This is a genomic window from Rhodococcus sp. NPDC057529 (assembly GCF_042802055.1).
Taxonomy (GTDB): domain Bacteria; phylum Actinomycetota; class Actinomycetes; order Mycobacteriales; family Mycobacteriaceae; genus Rhodococcus_F.
Genome location: NZ_JBHVEY010000001.1, coordinates 446,204 through 466,360, shown reverse-complemented (window position 1 = coordinate 466,360; position 20,157 = coordinate 446,204). Strand labels below are relative to the sequence as shown.

Annotated in this window: 18 protein-coding genes; 11 read left to right on the top strand and 7 right to left on the bottom strand. The window is 67.6% G+C overall.

Annotated features, from left to right (window positions below):
- Both ACFU5V_RS02210 and ACFU5V_RS02205 read left to right on the top strand, forming a co-directional pair.
- Positions 1 to 1,122 (top strand): acyl-CoA dehydrogenase family protein, encoded by a 1,122-nt coding sequence (locus tag ACFU5V_RS02210; protein ID WP_378696482.1) that lies wholly within the window; start codon positions 1 to 3, stop codon positions 1,120 to 1,122.
- Positions 1,119 to 2,690, top strand: a complete 1,572-nt coding sequence (locus ACFU5V_RS02205; RefSeq protein WP_378696480.1) for a long-chain-fatty-acid--CoA ligase — start codon at positions 1,119 to 1,121, stop codon at positions 2,688 to 2,690. Before ACFU5V_RS02210 ends, ACFU5V_RS02205 begins: the two co-directional genes overlap by 4 nt.
- Before the next feature lie 41 nt (positions 2,691 to 2,731).
- On the opposite strand, the gene ACFU5V_RS02200 is transcribed toward ACFU5V_RS02205, so the two are convergent.
- A complete protein-coding gene (locus tag ACFU5V_RS02200; protein ID WP_378432470.1) occupies positions 2,732 to 3,847 on the bottom strand; it encodes an NAD(P)H-dependent flavin oxidoreductase in 1,116 nt (371 codons plus the stop codon).
- The gene (locus tag ACFU5V_RS02195) at positions 3,848 to 5,500 is read right to left on the bottom strand and encodes an acyl-CoA synthetase (RefSeq protein WP_378696747.1); all 1,653 of its coding nucleotides are present in this window, start codon (positions 5,498 to 5,500) and stop codon (positions 3,848 to 3,850) included.
- A 79-nt stretch (positions 5,501 to 5,579) separates the two neighbouring features.
- On the opposite strand from ACFU5V_RS02195, the gene ACFU5V_RS02190 reads away from it, so the two are divergent.
- A complete protein-coding gene (locus tag ACFU5V_RS02190; protein WP_378432471.1) occupies positions 5,580 to 6,404 on the top strand; it encodes a crotonase/enoyl-CoA hydratase family protein in 825 nt (274 codons plus the stop codon).
- A gap of 102 nt (positions 6,405 to 6,506) precedes the next feature.
- Here ACFU5V_RS02190 and ACFU5V_RS02185 read toward each other — a convergent pair whose 3' ends face one another.
- Together ACFU5V_RS02185 and ACFU5V_RS02180 are read right to left on the bottom strand one after the other, a co-directional pair.
- The gene (locus ACFU5V_RS02185) at positions 6,507 to 7,454 is read right to left on the bottom strand and encodes a hypothetical protein (protein WP_378696478.1); all 948 of its coding nucleotides are present in this window, start codon (positions 7,452 to 7,454) and stop codon (positions 6,507 to 6,509) included.
- A gap of 169 nt (positions 7,455 to 7,623) precedes the next feature.
- Entirely contained in the window at positions 7,624 to 8,661 is a 1,038-nt protein-coding gene (locus tag ACFU5V_RS02180; protein ID WP_378696476.1) for an LLM class F420-dependent oxidoreductase, read from the bottom strand.
- A 79-nt stretch (positions 8,662 to 8,740) separates the two neighbouring features.
- Between ACFU5V_RS02180 and ACFU5V_RS02175 the strand changes: the two genes are divergently transcribed.
- Genes ACFU5V_RS02175 through ACFU5V_RS02155 form a run of 5 tightly spaced genes read left to right on the top strand, consistent with a single transcriptional unit; the run spans position 8,741 to position 13,278 of the window.
- On the top strand, positions 8,741 to 9,721 hold the full coding sequence (locus tag ACFU5V_RS02175) for a Zn-ribbon domain-containing OB-fold protein (protein WP_378696745.1): 981 nt from the start codon (positions 8,741 to 8,743) through the stop codon (positions 9,719 to 9,721).
- A gap of 12 nt (positions 9,722 to 9,733) precedes the next feature.
- On the top strand, positions 9,734 to 10,798 hold the full coding sequence (locus ACFU5V_RS02170; protein ID WP_378432476.1) for a thiolase domain-containing protein: 1,065 nt from the start codon (positions 9,734 to 9,736) through the stop codon (positions 10,796 to 10,798).
- A complete protein-coding gene (locus tag ACFU5V_RS02165) occupies positions 10,798 to 11,973 on the top strand; it encodes a thiolase domain-containing protein (protein WP_378432477.1) in 1,176 nt (391 codons plus the stop codon). The genes ACFU5V_RS02170 and ACFU5V_RS02165 overlap by 1 nt, the downstream gene beginning before the upstream one ends.
- Before the next feature lie 17 nt (positions 11,974 to 11,990).
- Complete coding sequence (locus ACFU5V_RS02160; protein WP_378432479.1) at positions 11,991 to 12,854, top strand: TIGR03619 family F420-dependent LLM class oxidoreductase; 864 nt, start codon at positions 11,991 to 11,993, stop codon at positions 12,852 to 12,854.
- Positions 12,855 to 12,864: 10 nt separating this feature from the next.
- Complete coding sequence (locus tag ACFU5V_RS02155; RefSeq protein WP_378432480.1) at positions 12,865 to 13,278, top strand: nuclear transport factor 2 family protein; 414 nt, start codon at positions 12,865 to 12,867, stop codon at positions 13,276 to 13,278.
- 9 nt (positions 13,279 to 13,287) lie between these two features.
- Here ACFU5V_RS02155 and ACFU5V_RS02150 read toward each other — a convergent pair whose 3' ends face one another.
- Together ACFU5V_RS02150 and ACFU5V_RS02145 are read right to left on the bottom strand one after the other, a co-directional pair.
- Positions 13,288 to 14,544 carry an erythromycin esterase family protein gene (locus ACFU5V_RS02150; protein WP_378696474.1) on the bottom strand — a complete coding sequence of 419 codons (1,257 nt, stop codon included), beginning with the start codon at positions 14,542 to 14,544 and terminating at the stop codon, positions 13,288 to 13,290.
- Between the two features lie 86 nt (positions 14,545 to 14,630).
- Complete coding sequence (locus tag ACFU5V_RS02145; protein WP_378432483.1) at positions 14,631 to 15,887, bottom strand: cytochrome P450; 1,257 nt, start codon at positions 15,885 to 15,887, stop codon at positions 14,631 to 14,633.
- A gap of 160 nt (positions 15,888 to 16,047) precedes the next feature.
- Here ACFU5V_RS02145 and ACFU5V_RS02140 point away from each other — a divergent pair, with 160 nt between their 5' ends.
- From ACFU5V_RS02140 to ACFU5V_RS02130, 3 genes are all read left to right on the top strand, one after another.
- Positions 16,048 to 17,211, top strand: a complete 1,164-nt coding sequence (locus tag ACFU5V_RS02140) for a steroid 3-ketoacyl-CoA thiolase (protein ID WP_378696471.1) — start codon at positions 16,048 to 16,050, stop codon at positions 17,209 to 17,211.
- A gap of 8 nt (positions 17,212 to 17,219) precedes the next feature.
- A complete protein-coding gene (locus ACFU5V_RS02135; RefSeq protein ID WP_378696469.1) occupies positions 17,220 to 17,729 on the top strand; it encodes a nitroreductase family deazaflavin-dependent oxidoreductase in 510 nt (169 codons plus the stop codon).
- A 98-nt stretch (positions 17,730 to 17,827) separates the two neighbouring features.
- Positions 17,828 to 18,493, top strand: a complete 666-nt coding sequence (locus ACFU5V_RS02130) for a GNAT family N-acetyltransferase (RefSeq protein WP_378432486.1) — start codon at positions 17,828 to 17,830, stop codon at positions 18,491 to 18,493.
- A gap of 43 nt (positions 18,494 to 18,536) precedes the next feature.
- On the opposite strand, the gene ACFU5V_RS02125 is transcribed toward ACFU5V_RS02130, so the two are convergent.
- Positions 18,537 to 20,147 carry an acyl-CoA synthetase gene (locus tag ACFU5V_RS02125; protein ID WP_378696468.1) on the bottom strand — a complete coding sequence of 537 codons (1,611 nt, stop codon included), beginning with the start codon at positions 20,145 to 20,147 and terminating at the stop codon, positions 18,537 to 18,539.
- Between the last annotated feature and the right edge of the window lie 10 nt (positions 20,148 to 20,157).

Sequence of the window (20,157 nt, the reverse complement as noted above, 5' to 3'; positions counted from 1 at the left end):
ATGGACTTCACTCCCACCGAGGCCCAGCAGGATCTTGCCGGGCTCACCCGAGGAATCGTCTCGGATCTCGTCACCAACGACCGGCTGCGCGAACTCGACGCGGCGGAAGACCGTCTCGATCGCCGGCTCTGGTCCGCGCTCGCGTCGTCCGGTGTGCTCAGCGCCGCGCTGCCGGAGTCGGTGGGCGGCGACGGTTTCGGCGTCCTCGAGCAGTGCAGCATCCTCGTCGAACTGGGCCGTGCCGTCGCGGCGGTCCCGTACCTGTCGTCGATCGTGATGGCGGCCGGGGCGCTCGCGCAGTACGGCAGCGACCAGCAGCGTGCCGACTGGGGCACTCCGGCCGCGCGGGGCGAGAAGATCCTCACCGTGGCGCTCGACGAGGAACTGGGCGACGACCCGGCCGCGCCGACGACCCGTGCCGAACCCGGCGCGGACGGCTGGACGCTCGACGGCACCAAGATCGTGGTCGACGCGGCCCCGTCCGCCGACCTCTTCCTGGTCCCGGCAACCACCCCGGACGGGGTCGCGGTCTTCCTCGTCCGCCCGGACGATGCCGGGGTCACCGTCACCCGCCAGCAGACCGTCGACTTGAACAGCGTCGGTGAGGTGACCCTCCGCGGAGTGTCACTGGCCGGGGACCGCATTCTCGGCAGCGTCGAGCGGGGCCGCGAGATCGTCGACTGGATCGTCGAACGCGGCACGCTCGGCGCGTGCGCGTACCAGTACGGCGTCCTCGACGAATCCCTGAAACTCACCGCGGCCTACGCCCGGGAGCGGGTGCAGTTCGGCCGGCCCATCGGCAGCTTCCAGGCCGTGGCCCAGCGACTCGCCGACGGCTACATCGACGTGAAGGGAGTCCGGCTCACACTGTGGCAGGCGGCGTGGCGGCTCAGTGAGGGACTGCCCAGCGAAGGCGACGTCCGGACCGCGAACTTCTGGGCGTCCGACGCGGGACACCGGGTGTCGCACACGCTCGTCCACGTCCACGGTGGCGTCGGACTCGACGAGGACCACCCCGTGCACCGGTACTTCCTCGCCGCCAAGGCGCTCGAGTTCCGGCTCGGTTCGGCCACACAGCAGTTGCGGGTCCTCGGCGCCGAACTGGCCACCGTCCCGGCATGACCGCCACGCTCGCCCGCACGGTGTCGGACCTGCTGCTCGGTGTCGCGCACTCCGGCGCGCAGGGGCTGTACTTCGAGGACCGGTTCCTGTCGTGGTCCGAACACGTGCGGGCGAGCCTGCGGCGCGCCGCGATTCTCGACGACCTCCTCGACGCGCAGCGGCCCCGGCACTTCGGGGTGCTGATGGACAACGTCCCCGAGTTCTCGCTCCTGGCCGGGGCGGCGGCGCTGTCCGGCGCCGTGCTCGTGGGACTCAACACCACTCGGCGCGGGGAGGCGCTGGCCCGCGACATCGCGCTGGCCGACTGCCAGGTGGTCTTTACCGAAACCGGCCGGTCCGCCCTGCTGGGCGGTGTCGACCCCGGTGTTCCCGTCGTCGACGTGGATGCACCGGAATGGTCCGCGCTGCTCGCCGGGGAGCGCCCCGACTTCGCCCCGAGGGCCGCCGCGCCCGAAGACCTGTTCATGCTCATCTTCACGTCGGGCACCAGCGGTGATCCGAAGGCGGTGCGGTGCACGCACGCGAAGATCACCGGACCCGGTGTCATGCTCGCCGAGCGCTTCGCGCTGTCCCCGGACGACGTCGTGTACATGTCGATGCCGATGTTCCATTCCAACGCCATGATGGCGGCGTGGTCCGTGGCGCTCGCGGGGCACAGTTCGATCGCGCTGCGGCGCAGGTTCTCCGCGTCGAACTTCCTGCCCGACGTGCGGAGGTTCGGCGTCACGTACGCCAACTACGTCGGGAAGCCGCTGTCGTATGTGCTGGCGACCCCCGAAATGCCCGACGACGCCGACAACACCCTGCGGGTGATGTACGGCAACGAGGGGTCCGCGCCCGCGGTCGCGGCGTTCGCGCGGCGCTTCGGCACCGCGGTGATCGACGGGTTCGGCTCGACCGAGGGCGGCATCGCCATCTCCTCGACATCGGAGGCGCCGCCGGGCTCGCTGGGCAGGCTCCCCGAGGGTGTCGCGATCCTCGATCCCGATACCGGAAATCTTTGTCCGCCCGCCGAATTCGATGCGGCCGGCCGGGTGGTCAACGCGGAGGCCGCGACGGGCGAACTCGTCAATGTCGCGGGGTCGGGGGCGTTCGCGGGCTACTACAACAATCCCGAGGCCGACGCCGAGCGGATCCGCGACGGAAAGTACTGGAGCGGCGACCTCGCCTACCGGGACGCCGACGGATTCGTCTACTTCGCGGGCCGCAGTTCCGGGTGGTTGCGCGTCGACGGCGAGAATCTCGGATCGGCACCCATCGAACGCATCCTCCAGCGGTACGACGGGTTCGCGCAGGTGACGGTGTACGCGGTGCCCGACGCCGAGGTCGGGGACCGGGTGATGGCCGCCGTCGTCCCGACGCGGGATTTCGATCCCGTGGCTTTTGCGGACTTCCTCGACGCGCAATCCGATCTGGGTCCGAAGCAGCACCCGAGTCTGATCCGGGTGTGCGCCGAATTCCCGCGGACGGCCACGTTCAAGGTGCTCACCCGCGTGCTGAGCGCCGAGTCCACGAACTGCGCCGATCCGGTGTGGGTCCGCGACGGCCCCCGCTACTCCCCCAGGTGAGTGGCAAAGTGTGCTGGCGCACGCTTTGCCACTCACCTGGGCTACCGGAAACTGTCGAGGCGGGAGACCGCCGAGTCGAAGCCCTTGATCAATTCGTCCATCACGTCGGCCACCGGCCGGATCTCGTTCATCCGCCCGACGATCTGCCCCACCGGCATCGCCACGACATCCGGGTTCTCCGACGCGGCGATCCGCTGATGCGCCTCGCTGACCAGCAGATTCTGCAGCGGCATCGGCAGCGGCGCCGGCGCGTCCGGCTTCGACCACGCGTCGGTCCACTTGGTCTTGAGCAGGCGCGCCGGCTTGCCCGAGTAGATCCGGGACCGCACCGTGTCGGCGGATGTCGCGCCGAGCAGGGCGCGCTGGATGGCGGACGGGCCCTCGGCCGACGCGCTGCCGAGCTTGTATTCGGAGGTGGTGAGCCAGTACGACCCCATCCACACCCCGCCCGCTCCCAGCGACAGCGCGGCCGCGACCTGACGTCCGCTGCCGATGCCACCGGCAGCCAGAACCGCGGCGGAATCACCGATGGCATCGACGATCTCGGGTACCAGCACCATCGACGCGATCTCCCCGGTGTGTCCTCCGGCCTCGTACCCCTGCGCGATGACGATGTCGACACCGTTCGCGACGTGCCTGCGCGCGTGCTCCACGGCGCCGGCCAGCGCGGCCACCGGAACACCCTTCTCGTGCGCCTGGTCGATGACGTCCTTCGGCGGCGAGCCGAGGGCGTTGGCGATCAACGCAATTCGATGATTCAGGGCGACGTCGACGTGCGACCGCGCCACCGAGTGCAGCCAGCCGAGCACACCGGTCGCGTGTTCGGCACCCGAATCCAGCGGCGGCACCCCCAGCTCGGACAGGGTCCGGTCGACGAACGCGCGGTGTTCCGCGGGGATCAGCGACTCGAGGTCCACCGACGTGCCCTCGGTGGGAACCTTGGCGGGCATCACGATGTCGACGCCGTACGGCTTGCCGTCGGTGTTCTCGTCCATCCAGGACAGGACGGCTTCGAGTTCCTCGGGGTCGTTGAACCGGACGCAGCCGAGCACGCCCAGGCCGCCGGCGCGGGAGATCGCCGCCGCCACGTGTTCGGACGGCGTGAACCCGAAGACCGGGTACTCGATGCCGAACTTCTCGCTCAGACTCGTGTGCATTTACGCGCCTTTACTTTCGGGCGAACCGTTGCCGTTGTGGTCGTCGGCCGGACGGGTCTCGGTTTGTTCCTTGGCCCAGCGGTAGTCGGGTTTGCCCGCCGGTGAGCGCTTGATTTCGTCGACGAACCACAGACTGCGCGGAACCTTGTATCCCGCGATCTCCTTGCGGGCCGCGTCCGCGATCTCGTGCAGGCTCGGACGCACCCCACGACGTGTCTGAATGACGGCGGCCACCCGCTGGCCGAAGCGTTCGTCGGGAATACCGACCACGAGGGCGTCGAAGACGTCGGGATGCGACTTCAGTGCGCCCTCGACCTCCTCGGGGAAGATCTTCTCGCCGCCACTGTTGATCGACACCGAGCCGCGGCCCAGCATCGTCACCGTGCCGTCCGCCTCCACCTGCGCGAAATCGCCGGGGATGGAGTAGCGGATGCCGTTGATCTCCTTGAATGTGGCCTTGGTCTTCTCTTCGTCCTTGTAGTAGCCGATCGGGATGTGCCCCTTGCGCGCCAGGATGCCGACGACGCCGGAGCCGGGTTCGACCGGGTTGCCGTCCTCGCCGAGGACGGAGGTGGACGCGTCGATCTTCACCGTCGGGCCGCCGCCGTGCGAATCGCCCTTCGCGACCACGCTGAGACCGCCGAAACCCGTCTCGGACGAACCGATCGAGTCGGTGATCATCCGGTTGGGCAGCAGTTCGAGGTACTTCTCCTTGATGCTGGGCGAGAACAGCGCCGCCGAACTCGCCATCAGGAACAGCGACGACAGGTCGTAGGGTTCGCCGCTCGCCTCGTTGCCCTCCACCAGCGCGTCGAGCATCGGGCGCGCCATCGCGTCACCGGTGATGAAGATCAGGTTGACCTTGTGCTGGTCGACGATCCGCCACACGTCGTGGCCGTCGAATTCGGGGTGCATGACGCACTTTCCGCCGCCGAACAGACTCTGGAACACCGCCCACTGGCTGCCGCCGTGGATCATCGGCGGGATCGGGAAGCGGGTCATGCCGGGGCTCTCGGCGCCCAGCTTCGCGAGATCCCACTCGTCCTCGACGTATTCACCGGTCATGAAGTTGATGCCGCCGCCGAGCACCCGCCAGACGTCCTCGTGGCGCCACATCACGCCCTTCGGCTTTCCGGTGGTGCCACCGGTGTAGAGCATGTACAGGTCGTCATTGCTGCGCTCGCCGAAATCGCGGTCGGGGGAACCCTGCGCCAGCGCCGCCTCGTACTCGACGCCGACGTAGTCGAGATCGGTGCCGTCCTCGACCACGACGGTGGTCTTCAGGAGCGGCGTCTCGGGGAGCACGTTCGCCACTTTGTCGGAGTACCGGCGTTCGTGAACGAGCGCGACCATGTCCGAATTGTCGAAGATGTATTGCAACTCGTTCTCGATGTACCGGTAGTTGACGTTCACCATCACCGCACGGATCTTGAAGACCGCCACCATGGCCTCGATGGCCTCGATGGTGTTGCGGCAGTAGATGCCCACCTTGTCACCGGGCCGGACACCTTGTTCACGCAGGTAGTGGCCGAGGCGATTGGCCCTCTCCTCCATCTGCGCGTACGTCACTTCCCGGTCGTCGGACACCAACGCGACGCGGTCCGGAACGAGGTCGATTGCGTGCTCTACGAGGTCTGCGATATTAAGGGCCACGTCAACAAAGTAGAACGTGTTACCGTTTCTGGCAAGACCCAATTTGAGAGCCAGCTCACACACCCTTCGGGAGACTTCAGTGTCCTCTACAACGACCGAGAAATCCGACATTTCGGCACAGTCGCCGCACTGCCTCGTCGAGAAACGCGGGCACGTCCTGATCGTCACGATGAACCGCCCCGAGGCGAAGAACGCGCTGTCCGGCGAAATGATGGCGATCATGCGGGACGCGTGGGATCAGGTCGACTCCGACCCGGACATCCGGGTCGCCATCCTCACCGGCGCAGGCGGCGCATTCTGCGCGGGCGCCGACCTCAAGGCCATGACGTCTCAGCACCCCGGCGACTCGTTCTCCGGCGGCGACTGGGACCTGTCCAAGATCGAGGCGCTACTGAAGGGACGACGCCTCACCAAACCCCTCATCGCCGCGGTCGAGGGTCCCGCCATCGCCGGCGGCACCGAGATCCTGCAGGGCACCGACATCCGCGTCGCCGGCGAGAGCGCCAAATTCGGTGTGTCCGAAGCAAAATGGGGTCTGTTCCCCCTCGGCGGCTCCGCGGTGCGCCTCGTCCGGCAGATCCCGTACACCGTCGCAGCCGACATCCTGCTCACCGGACGTCACATCAAGGCCCCCGAGGCCAAGGAGATCGGCCTCATCGGGCACGTCGTCCCCGACGGCCAGGCCCTCGACAAGGCCCTCGAACTCGCCGACCTCATCTCCGCCAACGGCCCCCTCGCCGTCCAGGCGATCCTCAAGACCATCCGCGACACCGAAGGCATGCACGAGGAAGAGGCCTTCCGGATCGACGCCGCCCTCGGCACCGAGGTCTTCACGAGCGCCGACGCGAAGGAAGGCCCCCGCGCCTTCTCCGAGAAACGGGCGCCGAAGTTCGAGGGCCGCTGACCCCTCCCCCTCGCCGAGCCCGCCCCGCCCCCCTTCCGGACGAACGGGACGCTCGTTGCGTTAGATCGAACGAGCGTCCCGTTCGTCCCGCAGGCGGGGCGGCTAGGACAACATCCGAACGCTCGGCCGGGGACGCGACGCAGCGAGTTCGAAGTGAGCCCTCAGGTCGGCGACGACCTGCTCAGGCTGGTCGCGGACAGCGCTCGGCAAGGTCGGTAGCACGATGATGCCGGCGTTCTGCATGCGTGTCCGCCGCTCGACGGTGTGCTTGTACTGCCGAGGTGCGAGGTGCCAATCGAGCGAGTCGATGTCCCACGCGAGCGCGACCTCGTCGATCCAACCGTCCGGCATCGCGATGAACCGTCCGTCGATGTCGACGATCTTCCTGTTGAACACCATCTCGGGAAGGCCACTGCGCAGCCACAGCCGGCGCGCGTGGGCCTCGGCGACCGAGTGCACATCGGCCTTCATTTCCTGCAGAACAATTCGCGGGATGGCTGATCCACGACCACTTCCGGCGTCGAGTTCGACGGCGAGTTCATCCGCCGTGACCGCTCCGCGCTGGACGACTTCCGCGATCGTCGCGCGCGCCGCGTCGACGGTCGTGCACCTGCGTGCGGCGTCGAGCAGGGCTCTCGGCAACGGCGCGCAGGCGACATCTCCGCGCAACTCGGCCTCGGGCATACGCGACGTGCGTTCGACCTTGACGAAACCCGTGGACTGCACCCGACGATCGACCGCGACGAGTACATCCACGTCACCGGAGTAGCTCCCGAATCCGTGACACCGCAGAGCGGAACGTCCCGTGACGAGTGAGTTCCGGCCGCAGAACAGTAGCGCCGCCAACACCCTGTGCTGGAACGACGGCTGCCCGTTCTGGAGGAGCACGATCCCCGGCAGCAGCCGTTGCCACGGTCCGCCGGACCGACAGCGCGCCGAGATCGTCGATCGCGCCAATCCGAGGCGTTCGAGTTCCGACGCCCGGACGACGCCGGCCACCCCCACCTGATCGAGCAACTCCGGCCGCTGTCCCCAAATCCCCCGTCGCATCACCTCATGCTGCCAGCGGAGGGTGCGACACGACAGGCCGAATCTGCGTGCCTGTGGATAACTTCACCTACCCGGCTCGAACGAACGGGACGCTCGTTCGATCTGACGCAACGAGCGTCCCGTTCGTCCGAAGACCAAGACCCGGAGGGGGCAGCCGGGGCGGGCAGGGTCAGCCCAGGACCGCGGCGGAGAGTTCGCGGACGTGGTCGGCGTCGCGGCAGGAGACGAGGAGCATGGTGACGCCGGCGTCGGCCCAGCGTTTGACGTCGGCGCGGACTTCGTCGACGTTGCCGATGATCATGGTTTCGGTGACCATCTCGTCGGGGACGACGGCGGCGGCTTCGTCCTTGCGGCCGGCGCGGAAGAGGCGCCCGATTTCGTCGACCTGTTCGCCGTAGCCCGTGCGGGTGTAGACCTGCGCGTGGAAGTTGAGTTCGGGGGCGCCCATGCCGCCGACGTAGAGGGCGGTGATCGGTTTGAGGCCGGCGATGGCGGCGGCGCGGTCGTCGGTGACGATCACATGGCAGGTGGCCGCGACTTCGAAGTCTTCGCGGGTGCGTCGGGCGCCGGGGCGGGCGAAGCCTTCGTCGAGCCATTCGTTGTACATGGGGGCGAGGCGGGGTGAGTAGTAGATGGCGAGCCAGCCGTCGGCGATCTCGGCGGTGAGCGCGACGTTCTTGGGGCCTTCGGCGCCGAGCCAGATGGGGATGTCGGCGCGGAGGGGGTGGGTGATGGGTTTGAGCGGTTTCCCGAGTCCGGTGCTGCCGGGTCCGGTGTAGGGCAGGGGGAAGTGTGGGCCGTCGCTGGTGACGGGTTCCTGCCGCGACAGCACCTTGCGGACGATGGAGACGTATTCGCGGGTGCGGGCGAGCGGTTTGGTGAACGGCTGCCCGTACCAGCCTTCGACGACCTGCGGCCCGGAGACGCCGAGGCCGAGGATGGCGCGGCCGCCGCTGAGGTGGTCGAGGGTGAGGGCGTGCATGGCGGTGCTGGTGGGTGTGCGCGCGGAGATCTGCACGACGGACGTGCCGAGCCGGACGCGATCGGTGCTCGATCCCCACCAGGCGAGAGGGGTGAAGGCGTCGGATCCCCAGGATTCGGCGGCGAAGACGGCGTCGAATCCTTCGGCTTCGGCGGCGGCGATCAACTCCGGGGCGTTGGTGGGCGGCTGTGCGCCCCAGTATCCGAGTTGCAACCCGAGCTTCATCGTGTGCCTCCGCATCGACCGTCGTCAGAAGTGACCCTTGCCACAAACATTAGAACCTGTTCTACTCGAAGTTGTGAGCATGGGAAAGAGCGCGGTGGCCGAAAAATTCTCGAACGAACCGTTGAGCGCCCCGCTGAAACTTCAATTCGACTACACCCGATCGGTGGGCCCGACCGTCGGCGCCTTCGTGACCGCGCTGCGCGACGGCAAGGTCATCGGCGCCCGCGGCTCGGACGGACGCGTCTACGTCCCACCGCCCGAATTCGACCCCGACACCGCCGAACCCCTCACCGACTTCGTCGGGGTGTCCGACGCCGGGACGGTGGTGAGCTGGACGTGGATGCCGGAACCCATTGCCGGGCAACCTCTCACCACTCCCTTCGCGTGGGCCCTGATCACGCTGGACGGCGCCGACACGTCGCTGGTGCATGCCGTGGACGTCACCTCCCCCGCCGGAATGAGCACCGGCATGCGGGTGCGGGCGCGGTGGGCGCAGGACCGCGTCGGCCGGATCCAGGACATCGTGTGCTTCGAACCCGGGGAGTCGGCCGGCGAACCCGAACCGTCTCAGGAGTCGGACGCGGTCACGATGGTCACCACCCCCATCGATCTCGACTACATGCATTCCGCCTCCGCCGAGGAGAGCTTCTACCTCCGAGGGTTGAAGGAGGGCAAGCTGATCGGTGGCCGCACCGGGCCGGGCGGCAAGGTGTACATCCCGCCCCGCAGCGCCAACCCGACCGACGGCATCCCGACGAAGGAGCAGGTGGAACTGCCGGACCGGGGCATCGTCACGACGTTCTGCATCGTGAACGTCCCGTTCCTCGGGCAGCGGATCACGCCGCCGTACGTCGCCGCGTACGTGCTGCTCGACGGCGCGGACATCGCGTTCCTGCATCTGATCCTCGACTGCGACGCCGCCGACGTGCGGATGGGCATGCGCGTGGAGGCCAAGTGGAAGCCCCGCGAGGAGTGGGGCTACACGCTCGAGAACATCGAGTACTTCAGGCCGACGGGTGAGCCCGACGCCGAGTACGACACCTACAAACACCACCTGTGAGGGCGCGGCACAATGACAGATATCGCAGTCGTCGGGTTCGCGCACGCACCCCACGTGCGTGAGACCACCGGCACCACCAACGGCGTCGAGATGCTGGTTCCCTGCTTCCAGCAACTGTACGAGGATCTCGGGATCACCAAGTCCGACATCGGTTTCTGGTGTTCGGGATCTTCGGACTACCTGGCCGGCCGTGCGTTCTCGTTCATCTCCGCGGTCGACTCGATCGGCGCGGTACCGCCGATCAACGAGTCGCACGTGGAGATGGACGCCGCCTGGGCGTTCTACGAGGCCTGGATCAAGATCATGACCGGCGAGGTCGACACGGCCCTGGTGTACGGGTTCGGGAAGTCCTCGGCCGGCAACCTCCGCAAGGTCCTGTCCATGCAACTCGACCCCTACCTGGTCGCGCCTCTCGCCCTCGACTCCGTCTCGCTCGCCGGACTGCAGGCCCGCCTCGGACTCGACGCCGGGAAGTGGACGGCCGAGGAGATGGCCGCCGTCGCGGCCCGCAGCCGGGCGGCGGCGGAGAGCAACCCGAACACTCAGTTGTCGGGGCACGTCGACATCAACGCGCTGCTCGCCCGCCCGTTCGTCGCGGACCCGTTGCGCGCCCACGACTGCGCGCCGATCACGGACGGCGCCGCCGCCGTCGTTCTCGCGGCCGGAGACCGTGCCCGCGAGCTGTGCGAGCGACCGGCGTGGATCACCGGGATCGAGCATCGGATCGACTCCCCGAACTTCGGTGCCCGTGACCTGACGGTCTCGCCGTCGACGGCGGCGTCGGCGCGGGCGGCCACCGGCGGGGACGTCGGCGGCATCGACGTGGCCGAGTTGCACGGCCCGTTCACCCATCAGGAACTGATTCTCCGCGAGGCGATCGGGCTGTCCGAGGCGACGACGATCAATCCGTCGGGTGGCCCGCTGAGCGGGAACCCGATGTTCTCGGCGGGTCTCGAACGCATAGGTTACGCAGCCAAGGCCATCATGGACGGCAACGCCGGGCGCACGCTGGCGCACGCCACGAGTGGTGCTGTGCTGCAACAGAATCTGGTCGCAGTCTTGGAGGGACGCAACTGATGGCGAATCAATTGGCCGCCGTACTGGGCACCGGTCAGACCCATTACGTGGCGAAGCGGCACGACGTGTCCATGGCCGGGCTGGTGCGCGAGGCTATCGACCGCGCGCTGGAAGACGCGCGGGTGGGCTGGGACGACATCGACGCCGTCGTGATCGGCAAGGCCCCCGACCTGTTCGAGGGGTCGATGATGCCGGAACTCGCGATGTCGGACGCACTGGGCGCCAACGGCAAACCGCTCCTGCGTGTGCACACGGCGGGTTCGGTCGGCGGTTCGACCGCCTGCGTGGCGGCGAGCCTCGTGAAGTCGGGAGTGCACAAGCGGGTCCTGACGGTGGCCTGGGAGAAGCAGTCCGAGTCGAACGCCATGTGGGCGCTGTCCACCCCCATTCCGTTCCACATGCCGGTCGGAGCGGGCGCGGGCGGGTACTTCGCCCCGCACGTCCGCTCGTACATCCGGCGGTCCGGCGCACCCGATCACGTCGGCGCGATGGTGGCGGTGAAGGACCGGCTGAACGGCAGCCTCAACCCGTACGCCCATCTCAAGCAGCCCGACATCACCCTCGAATCGGTGCAGGCCTCGCAGATGCTGTGGGACCCCATCCGCTACGACGAGACCTGCCCGTCCTCGGACGGCGCCTGCGCGCTGGTGATCGGCAACGAGGAGGCCGCCGAGCAGGTCGTCGCGGACGGACGTGAGGTGGCCTGGATTCACGCGACCGCGATGCGCACCGAGCCCACCACGTTCGCCGGACGCGACCAAGTGAATCCGCAGGCGGGCCGGGACGCGTCGGCCGCGCTGTGGAAGGCCGCGGGCATCAAGGATCCGCTCGACGAGATCGACGTCGCCGAAATCTACGTCCCCTTCTCCTGGTTCGAACCGATGTGGCTCGAGAATCTGGGCTTCGTCGCCGAGGGCGAGGGCTGGAAGCTCACCGAGGCCGGCGAGACGGCCATCGGTGGGCGGCTTCCGCTCAACGCGTCGGGTGGCGTCCTGTCGTCCAACCCGATCGGCGCCTCCGGGATGATCCGGTTCGCCGAGGCGGCGATGCAGGTGATGCACCGCGCCGGCGACCACCAGGTGAAGGACGCGCGCAAGGCACTCGGCCACGCCTACGGCGGCGGTTCGCAGTACTTCTCGATGTGGGTGGTCGGTTCCGACCGGCCGAACAACTAGTAGTAGGGACGTCACCAGTGAAATTCACCGTCGGCATCGCCATGAATCCCCTCGATCAGTTGCCGGCTCTCGCGAAAACAGCCGAGGAGTGCGGTTTCTCGTCCATCGCACTCCCCGACTCGCTGTTCTTCATGGAGAAGCAGAGCGCCGACTACCCGTACACACCGGACGGCTCCCGGATGTGGACCGAGGAGACGCCGTGGGTGGATCCGCTGATCGCGGCGGCCGCCATGGGCGCGGTGACGTCGACGATCGAGTTCTACACGCAGGTCCTCAAGCTGGGGTCCCGCAATCCGGTGCTCCTGGCCCGCCAGGTGGGATCGGTGGCCAACCTGATCGGCAACCGATTCGGTTTCGGCGTCGGGATCGGCTGGGCACCAGAGGAATTCGAGTGGTGCGGAGTGCCGTACGCGAAACGCGGCGCGCGCGTCGACGAGATGATCGACGTCATCAAGCTGATCCTCGGCGGCGGGATGGTCGAATATCACGGTGAGTTCTACGACTTCGACCGCCTCCAGATGAGCCCGGCCCCGACGAAACCGGTGCCGTTCTACGTCGGCGGACACACCGACGTGGCCCTACGCCGCGCGGCCCGGGTCGGCGACGGCTGGACGTCGGCGATGATCAAGTTCGACGATCTCGTGCAGGTCATCGCGCGACTGCGGGAACTGCGGCAGGAGTACGGCCGGGCCGAACTGCCGTACGAGATCCAGACCGTCTGTATCGACCGTTTCGGCAAGGACGGCTACGCCGAACTCGCGGACGCCGGAGTGACCGACACGATCGTCGTCCCGTGGGTGTTCGACGGCATCGGCTTCGACGGACCCCTGGACGCCAAGCAGGAGTCGCTGCGCAAATTCGCCGATCAGTACATCGGATAGGAGTGTGGACATGACGACGACCGACCATCCCGCCCGCCTCGCTGGGCAGGCGTCCCGCGCGGCCGCCAGCGGCAGGCGCAAAGAGGAATGGCTGGCCCTGTTCGCCGAGGACGCGTGCGTCGAAGATCCCGTCGGCCCTTCGGGTTTCGACCCCGAAGGCAAGGGCCACCACGGCCTCGACGCGATCTCCCGGTTCTACGACATGACGATCGCGACCACCGAATCGCTCGAATTCCTCATCACCGATTCACTGGTGTGCGGCAACGAGAACGTGAACATCGGGACCATCCGGTCCACGGTGGCGGGATCGCAGATCGACGCCGAGGGCGTGTTCGTCTACCGCGTGAACGACGAAGGCAAGATCACGTCGCTGCGGGCCTTCTGGGAAGTCGAACGGGCGATGAAGACACTGCGCAAGGCCTGAGGATTCGGATCACCCGACGGCCTCGTCGAGGTGCCGGACGAAGAGGACGGCGTCGAGTTCGCCGAGGCACGCGGGGTCGAGCGGGAAGTACGTGGAGTTGCCCGACGGGTCGGCGCGCTTCTCCGCCCCGCGGACGGCGTCCGCCACCGTCCCGGCAGGCACGAGACAACTCTCGCCGACCGCGAAGAGCAGATCCTCGAGGGTGCCCGGTGGCGGCTGTCCGATGCCGTGACCGGGCGCCTCGCCGACCGCGGACCCGATGACGGTGTACGCGCCGCCGAATCGCAGGTCCAGGTGGGCGCCGGCGCACCACCAGCGCAGGTGCATTCCGGCGAGATCCCAGTGGGTCTCCCCCTTCAGCAGGTGGCCGTTGTGGGCGAACACGAACGTCGGGCCCCGATCGGCCTCCCGTCGCACCAGCGCGGACAGGTTGTCCGCCATGAGGGTGTCGCGGATTCCGAGGAGCCTCGTGATGCGGCGTGGGGAGTTCTCTGCCATCCCCGCGTGATAGCTGAGCAGGCGGGCGGCGACACGGCCGTGCAGTTCGGCCTCCCACCAGTCGTCTCGCGTGCCCGCAGCGACGAGGCGGGGCGCCTCCGACGCCAGCAGCGTCATCAGGTCGTCGGCGATCAGACGCAACTGTCCGGCCTCGGCGGTGGCACCGACGGATCGGGTCGGGTCCATGGCGACGGCCGGGTCGCTCCAGCGGTCGTCGTCGCCGATCAGCGCGGAGATCCGCTCCGGAGTGCAGGGCAGATCCCTCGCGTCGAGGTGGGACCGCAGGTAGGTATCGAGGAAGATCAGGGCCTGCCGGGGACTGTCGGCGGACGTCATCTCGATGGGGCCGTCGAAACCGAAGAACCGCACGTGCTCCTCGGGTTCGCGTCGGCTGTTGTAGTCGGCCATCCATCGGATCAGGTCGTGGTTGGCCCGGGACTCACCGAAGCCGTGGCTGAAACCGTGTTCCATGACGTCGTCGAACGGCGGGCCGCTGGCGCCCCTCACGAAGGAGTCGACGAGTATCCCGTTCAGGCAACTGCTTTCGATCGCGATGGAACGGTAGCCCTCGTGTTCGACGAGGTACCGGAACATCTGATTGCGGAGCAGCAGAAAACTCTCCGCCCCGTGCATGGGCTCGCCGAACCCGAGCAGTCGGGGCGCGTCGTCCAGGCGGCGAAGGAACGCGCCGAGGGCGGCGGTGACACGCGGGTCTCCCGGCGCCGAGAAACCAGCATCCGAGTCGTGGACGACGGACCGCACAGTCATGACCTCCTCGCACCCTCCTCGGACAGAAAGGGAACAGCGGCGTCGGAGAGGATGAGGGTGCCCTCCGACGCCGCTGAATCAGGGGGTCAGTGTCTGACCGGGCAACCGCCTGACGCAGTCTTGTAATCGACCTGAAACTCCTTGATACCGTTGAGCCAGCCCGAGCGCAACCGCCGCGGATCTCCCAGCTTACTGATATCGGGCAGGTGATCCGCAATCGCATTGAAGATCAAATCGATTTCGAGGCGGGCGAGGTTGGCTCCGAGGCAGAAGTGCGCGCCCGTGCCGCCGAAGCCGACGTGCGGGTTGTTCTCCCGCAGGATGTCGAACTTCTCCGGATTCTCGAAGGCGTCCTCGTCGAAATTCGCGGAACCGTACAGCATTACGACCCGCTGACCCTTCTTGATCTGCACGCCGCCGAGCTCGGTGTCCTCGAGAGCGGTGCGCTGGAACGAGTTGACCGGCGTCGCCCACCGGACGATCTCGTCGGCCGCCGTCTTGGGGCGCTCCTTCTTGTAGAGCTCCCACTGATCGGGATGGTCGAGGAAGGCCATCATGCCGTGTGTGATGGCATTGCGGGTGGTCTCGTTGCCCGCGACCGCCAGCAGGATCACGAAGAAGCCGAATTCCTCCGGAGAGAGCTCATTTCCATCGATGTCCGCTTCGATCAGCGTCGTCACGATGTCGTCGGCGGGGCACTTCTTGCGCTCGTCCGCCATCTGATACGCGTAGCCGAGGATTTCCATCGACGCGGCCTGCGGGTCGATGTCCAGTTCGGGGTCGTCGTAGCCCGTCATCTGGTTCGACCAGTCGAACACCTTCAGCCGATCTTCCTGCGGCACGCCGAGCAACTCGGCGATCGCCTGCAGCGGAAGCTCACACGCCACCTGGGTGACGAAGTCGCCGGCTCCCGATTCGGCGGCCTCTTTCACGATCTTCTCGGCGCGCTCGGTGAGTTCTTCGCGCAGACTGTTGATCGCGCGGGGCGTGAAACCGCGGGAGACGAGTTTGCGCAGCTTGGTGTGCTCGGGCGCGTCCTTGTTGATGAGGATGAAGCGCTGCATCTCGATGTTCTCGCGCGGAATGTCGTCGGCGAAGCGCACGATCGCGGTGTTCTCGTGGGTGGAGAAGACGTCGCTGCGCCGCGACACCTCCTTGACGTCTTCGAGCTTGCTGACGACCCAGTAGCCGTCGTCGTGGAAGCCACCGATCTCCGGCGGCTGCGGGTTCCACCAGATCGGCGCAGTCTTCCGCAGTTCGGCGAACTCCTGGTAGGGGATGCGTTCTGCGTAGATGTCCGGGTCGGTGAAGTCGAAACCCTCTGGAAGATTGGGCTGCGCCACTGCTGTCTCCTGCCCTAAGCCATACACCACTCAGTGATGTGGAACACGTTCTACTAGCATTGAAGCACAAGCCGGGCGACTAGCAAAGGAAAGCTCATTCAGACCTTGCCCGGATAGCAGAACCTGTTCTATTTTCTGAGAACAAGGAAAGGAGCCCGCCGTGGGCACACCCGTCATCGTCGAGGCAGTTCGCACCCCCATCGGAAAGCGCGGTGGCTGGCTGTCCGGATTGCACGCCGCCGAAATCCTCGGCGCCGCTCAGCGGGGCATCCTCGACCGCTCCGGCATCGACCCCGAACTGGTGGAGCAGGTGATCGGTGGTTGCGTCACCCAGGCCGGTGCGCAATCGAACAACATCACCCGGACCGCGTGGCTGCACGCCGGACTGCCCTGGCAGGTCGGCGCCACCACGATCGACTGCCAGTGCGGCTCCGCGCAGCAGGCCAACCATCTGATCGCAGGCCTGATCGCCACGGACGCGATCGACGTCGGAATCGCCTGCGGCATCGAGGCCATGAGCCAGGTGCCGCTCGGGGCGAACGTCGGGGAGAACGCCGGACCACGCAGACCCGCCGACTGGGACATCGACATGCCCAATCAGTTCGAGGCCGCCGAGCGCATCGCCCGCCGCCGCGGCATCACCCGCACCGACGTCGAAGCCCTCGGAGTGCGTTCGCAGGCCCGCGCCAAGCAGGCGTGGGACGAGGGACGTTTCGACCGGGAGGTGCTGCAGGTGACGGCGCCCGTCGTCGACAAGGACGGCAACCCCACCGGTGAGACGCGGGTCGTGACGCGCGATCAGGGTCTGCGCGACACCACCGCGGAGTCACTCGCCAAGCTGAAGCCCGTCCTCGAGGGCGGCATCCACACGGCAGGCACCTCCTCCCAGATCTCCGACGGCGCCGCCGCCGTCATGCTGATGGACGAGGCCCGGGCGCGCGCCCTCGGCCTGAAACCGCGGGCCCGCATCATCTCCCAGGCGCTCGTCGGCTCCGAACCCGAATTCCACCTCGACGGACCCGTCCAGGCCACGGCACGCGTCCTCGAACGGAGCGGCATGAAGATCGGCGACCTCGACCTGTTCGAGGTGAACGAGGCCTTCGCCTCGGTGCTGCTGTCGTGGGCGTCGGTGCACGAGCCCGACATGGACAGGGTGAACGTCAACGGCGGCGCACTGGCGCTCGGACATCCCGTGGGCAGCACCGGGTCCCGGCTCATCACCACGGCGCTGCACGAACTCGAACGCACCGACGGGTCGACGGCCCTGATCACGATGTGCGCCGGCGGCGCGCTCGCCACCGGCACCATCATCGAGCGAATCTAGGCCGCCCGATGAATGCGCCCGCTCGACCCGAGCCAGATTCCCCTCGCTCCGCTCGACCGGCCGGCCTCGACTCGCAGTGGACGGCGTCCTTCATCAAGTGGATATCGAAGATCAACGTCGTGCTGTACCGGCGGACGGGCGGGCGACTGGGCGGCAAGTGGCGCGTGGGCAGCGCCTTCCCCCGCGGGTTGCCCGTCTGCCTGCTCACCACCACCGGCCGCAAGAGCGGCGAGCCCCGGATCAGCCCGCTGCTGTTCCTCGAGGACGGTGACCGCATCGTCCTCGTCGCGTCGCAGGGCGGCCTCCCGAAGCACCCGATGTGGTACCTGAACCTGCGCGCGAACCCGCAGGTGACGGTCCAGGTGAAGTCGCGGGTCCGGCCGATGACCGCCCATACCGCAGACCCCGGGGAACGCGCACGGCTGTGGCCGCGGCTCGTCGACATGTACACGGACTTCGACAACTACCAGGCCTGGACGGACCGCACGATCCCCGTCGTCGTCTGCACGCCCCGATAGCACTGTATGTACCGTCGGGTAACGCGTGCCATGTCGGAGGACATCTTGCAGTATTGACGCGTACGGACTTGTACGACGGCCGAGGGCGAGGAATGCAGATGAGTACACAGGTTCAAGATCGGATACACGACCGTCGAGAGCTCACCGCGGTCCTGCTGCGCGCACTGGAGCAGCGGCACGAGGTTCTCGACGCCATCGTCGACAGTGAGGACCATGCCGAGGCCCTCACCACCGTCGCCGGACTCCTCGAGACGACCGAGGCGTACGCGGAAGCCGTCCTCAACCTGACGTTCCGTCGCCTCACCAAGGTCGAGCGGCGCCGCATCCAGTCGGAACTGAAGGACCTCGACGCCACCCTGGAGTGGACGTCGACGGACCGTCCGGCGAGCACGGGCCGCAACTTCCGCCTCCGCCCGTTCACCCAGACCGACGAGGACGCCGCCCTGTTCCGGCGCCGCTGCGTCGAACAGGTCGACGACGCGGGCACGCAGTGGTCCGAGGAGCGGGTCGAGAAGGAGCGTACGGAGGGCCTGAGCCGCGTCGACGACGAGTCCGCCGCGTGGTTCGTGTGTGAGGACACCGAGGAGAACACGGCCGTCGGCATGGTGTTCGGCGAGTTGTCGGGACGCGAGGTCGACGTCGCGATCTGGATCTCCCCCGACGCCCGGAAGAAGGGTTACGGCACCGCAGCCGTGAAGCACAGCCGTCAGGAACTCGCCGCCGAATTCCCGGGAACGGTCCTGGTCGTCCGCGCTCCCGCCTGACTCGTACGTGAGTGGCGAAGCGTGCGCGAGCACACTTCGCCGCTCACGTGCGGTGGTCGGGGTCGCGCTGCTTGGTGACGCCCTGGGCCCAGCGGTAGTCGGGTTTGCCGCTCGGTGTGCGCTGGACGGCGTCCTCCACCCACACCAGCCGCGGAATCTTGTAGCCGGCCAGGCTCTGCCGCACGTGCTGCTCGAGGCCGGCGAAGTCGACGCCCCGGCCGTCGCGCGCCTGCACGACCGCGGACACCCGGTGCCCCCACCGTTCGTCGGGGACGCCGACGACGATGGCGTCGTAGACGTCGCGGTACGCCTTCACCGCGCTCTCCACCTCTTCGGCGAACACCTTCTCGCCGCCGGTGTTGATCACCATGTTGCCGCGACCGAGCAGGGTGATCGACCCGTCGGCCTCGATCCGCGCACGGTCACCCGTGACGACCACCGATCGTCCGTCGACCTCACGGAAGATTTCCCGGGTCTTCTCCGGGTCGTTGTAGTACCCCTGCGGAACGTATCCGCCCTTGGCGAACCAGCCGTCGACCCCGGAGCCCGGTTCGACGGGACGACCGGCGTCGTCGATCACCAGCGCGTACCGCCCCGCCGGGACCCGGGGACCACCCACCTGCGTCTCCCCCTTGGTGGCGAAACCGATTCCCCCGAAACCGGTCTCGGACGCGCCGATCGAATCGGACACCAGCAGCCCCGGGAACACCTCGAGGAACGCGTCCTTGATCACCGGGGAGAACAGCGCGGCTCCCGACGCGACCACGCCGAGACTCGACGTGTCGGTCCGGGCCGGGTCGAGGGACTCGATCAGCGGCCGCCCCATCGCGTCGCCGGTGATGATGAGGATCTGCACCCGGTGTCGCTCGACGAGTTCCCACGTCCGGTCGGCGTCGAATTTCGATTCCAGCAGCACCGTGTTTCCGCTGAACAGCGCGGTGAACGTCGGCATCATCGCGGCGGCGTGGATCAGCGGCGGCAACGCGAACCACAGGGTCGGCTCCCCCTGCGACCCGACCCGCGACTGCTGGTACTCGTCGTCGATCGCCTCGCCGGTGTAGAAGTCGAGGCCGCCGGCGAGGACGCGCCAGATGGCCTCGTGCGTCCACACCACACCCTTGGGGCGTCCGGTTGTGCCGCCGGTGTACATGATGAACAGGTCTTCGGAACTGCGTTCACCGAAGTCGCGGTCGCCGCTGCCGGACAGCGCCTCCTCGTACGGAAGCGAGCCGCTGGGCACACCGGCGCCGCCGAGATCGTCCTCGACGACGACGGTGTGCCGGATCCTCGGCAGCGACGGCAGCACCTCCGCGATACGCGGCGAGTAGATGCGGTGGTGGACGACGGCGTCGAGTTCAGCGTTGCCGTACACGTAGGCGAGTTCGTCGCTGGTGTAGCGGTAGTTGATGTTCACCGGAACCGCGCGAATCTTGTACGTCGCCAGCAGCGTCTCCATGGTCTCGATGGAGTTGTGCAGGTGCACGCCGATGTGCGAACCGGCGGTCAGTCCCGCGTCCAGGAAATGGTGGGCCAGCCGGTTGGCGCGGTCCTCCAGTTCCCGGTAGGTGACGCGGCGAGCGCCACAGATCAGCGCCACCCGCTCCGGCATCACGTCGACGGAGTGCTCGAACAGATCTGCCAGGTTGTAGGCCACGGGGAGTGTC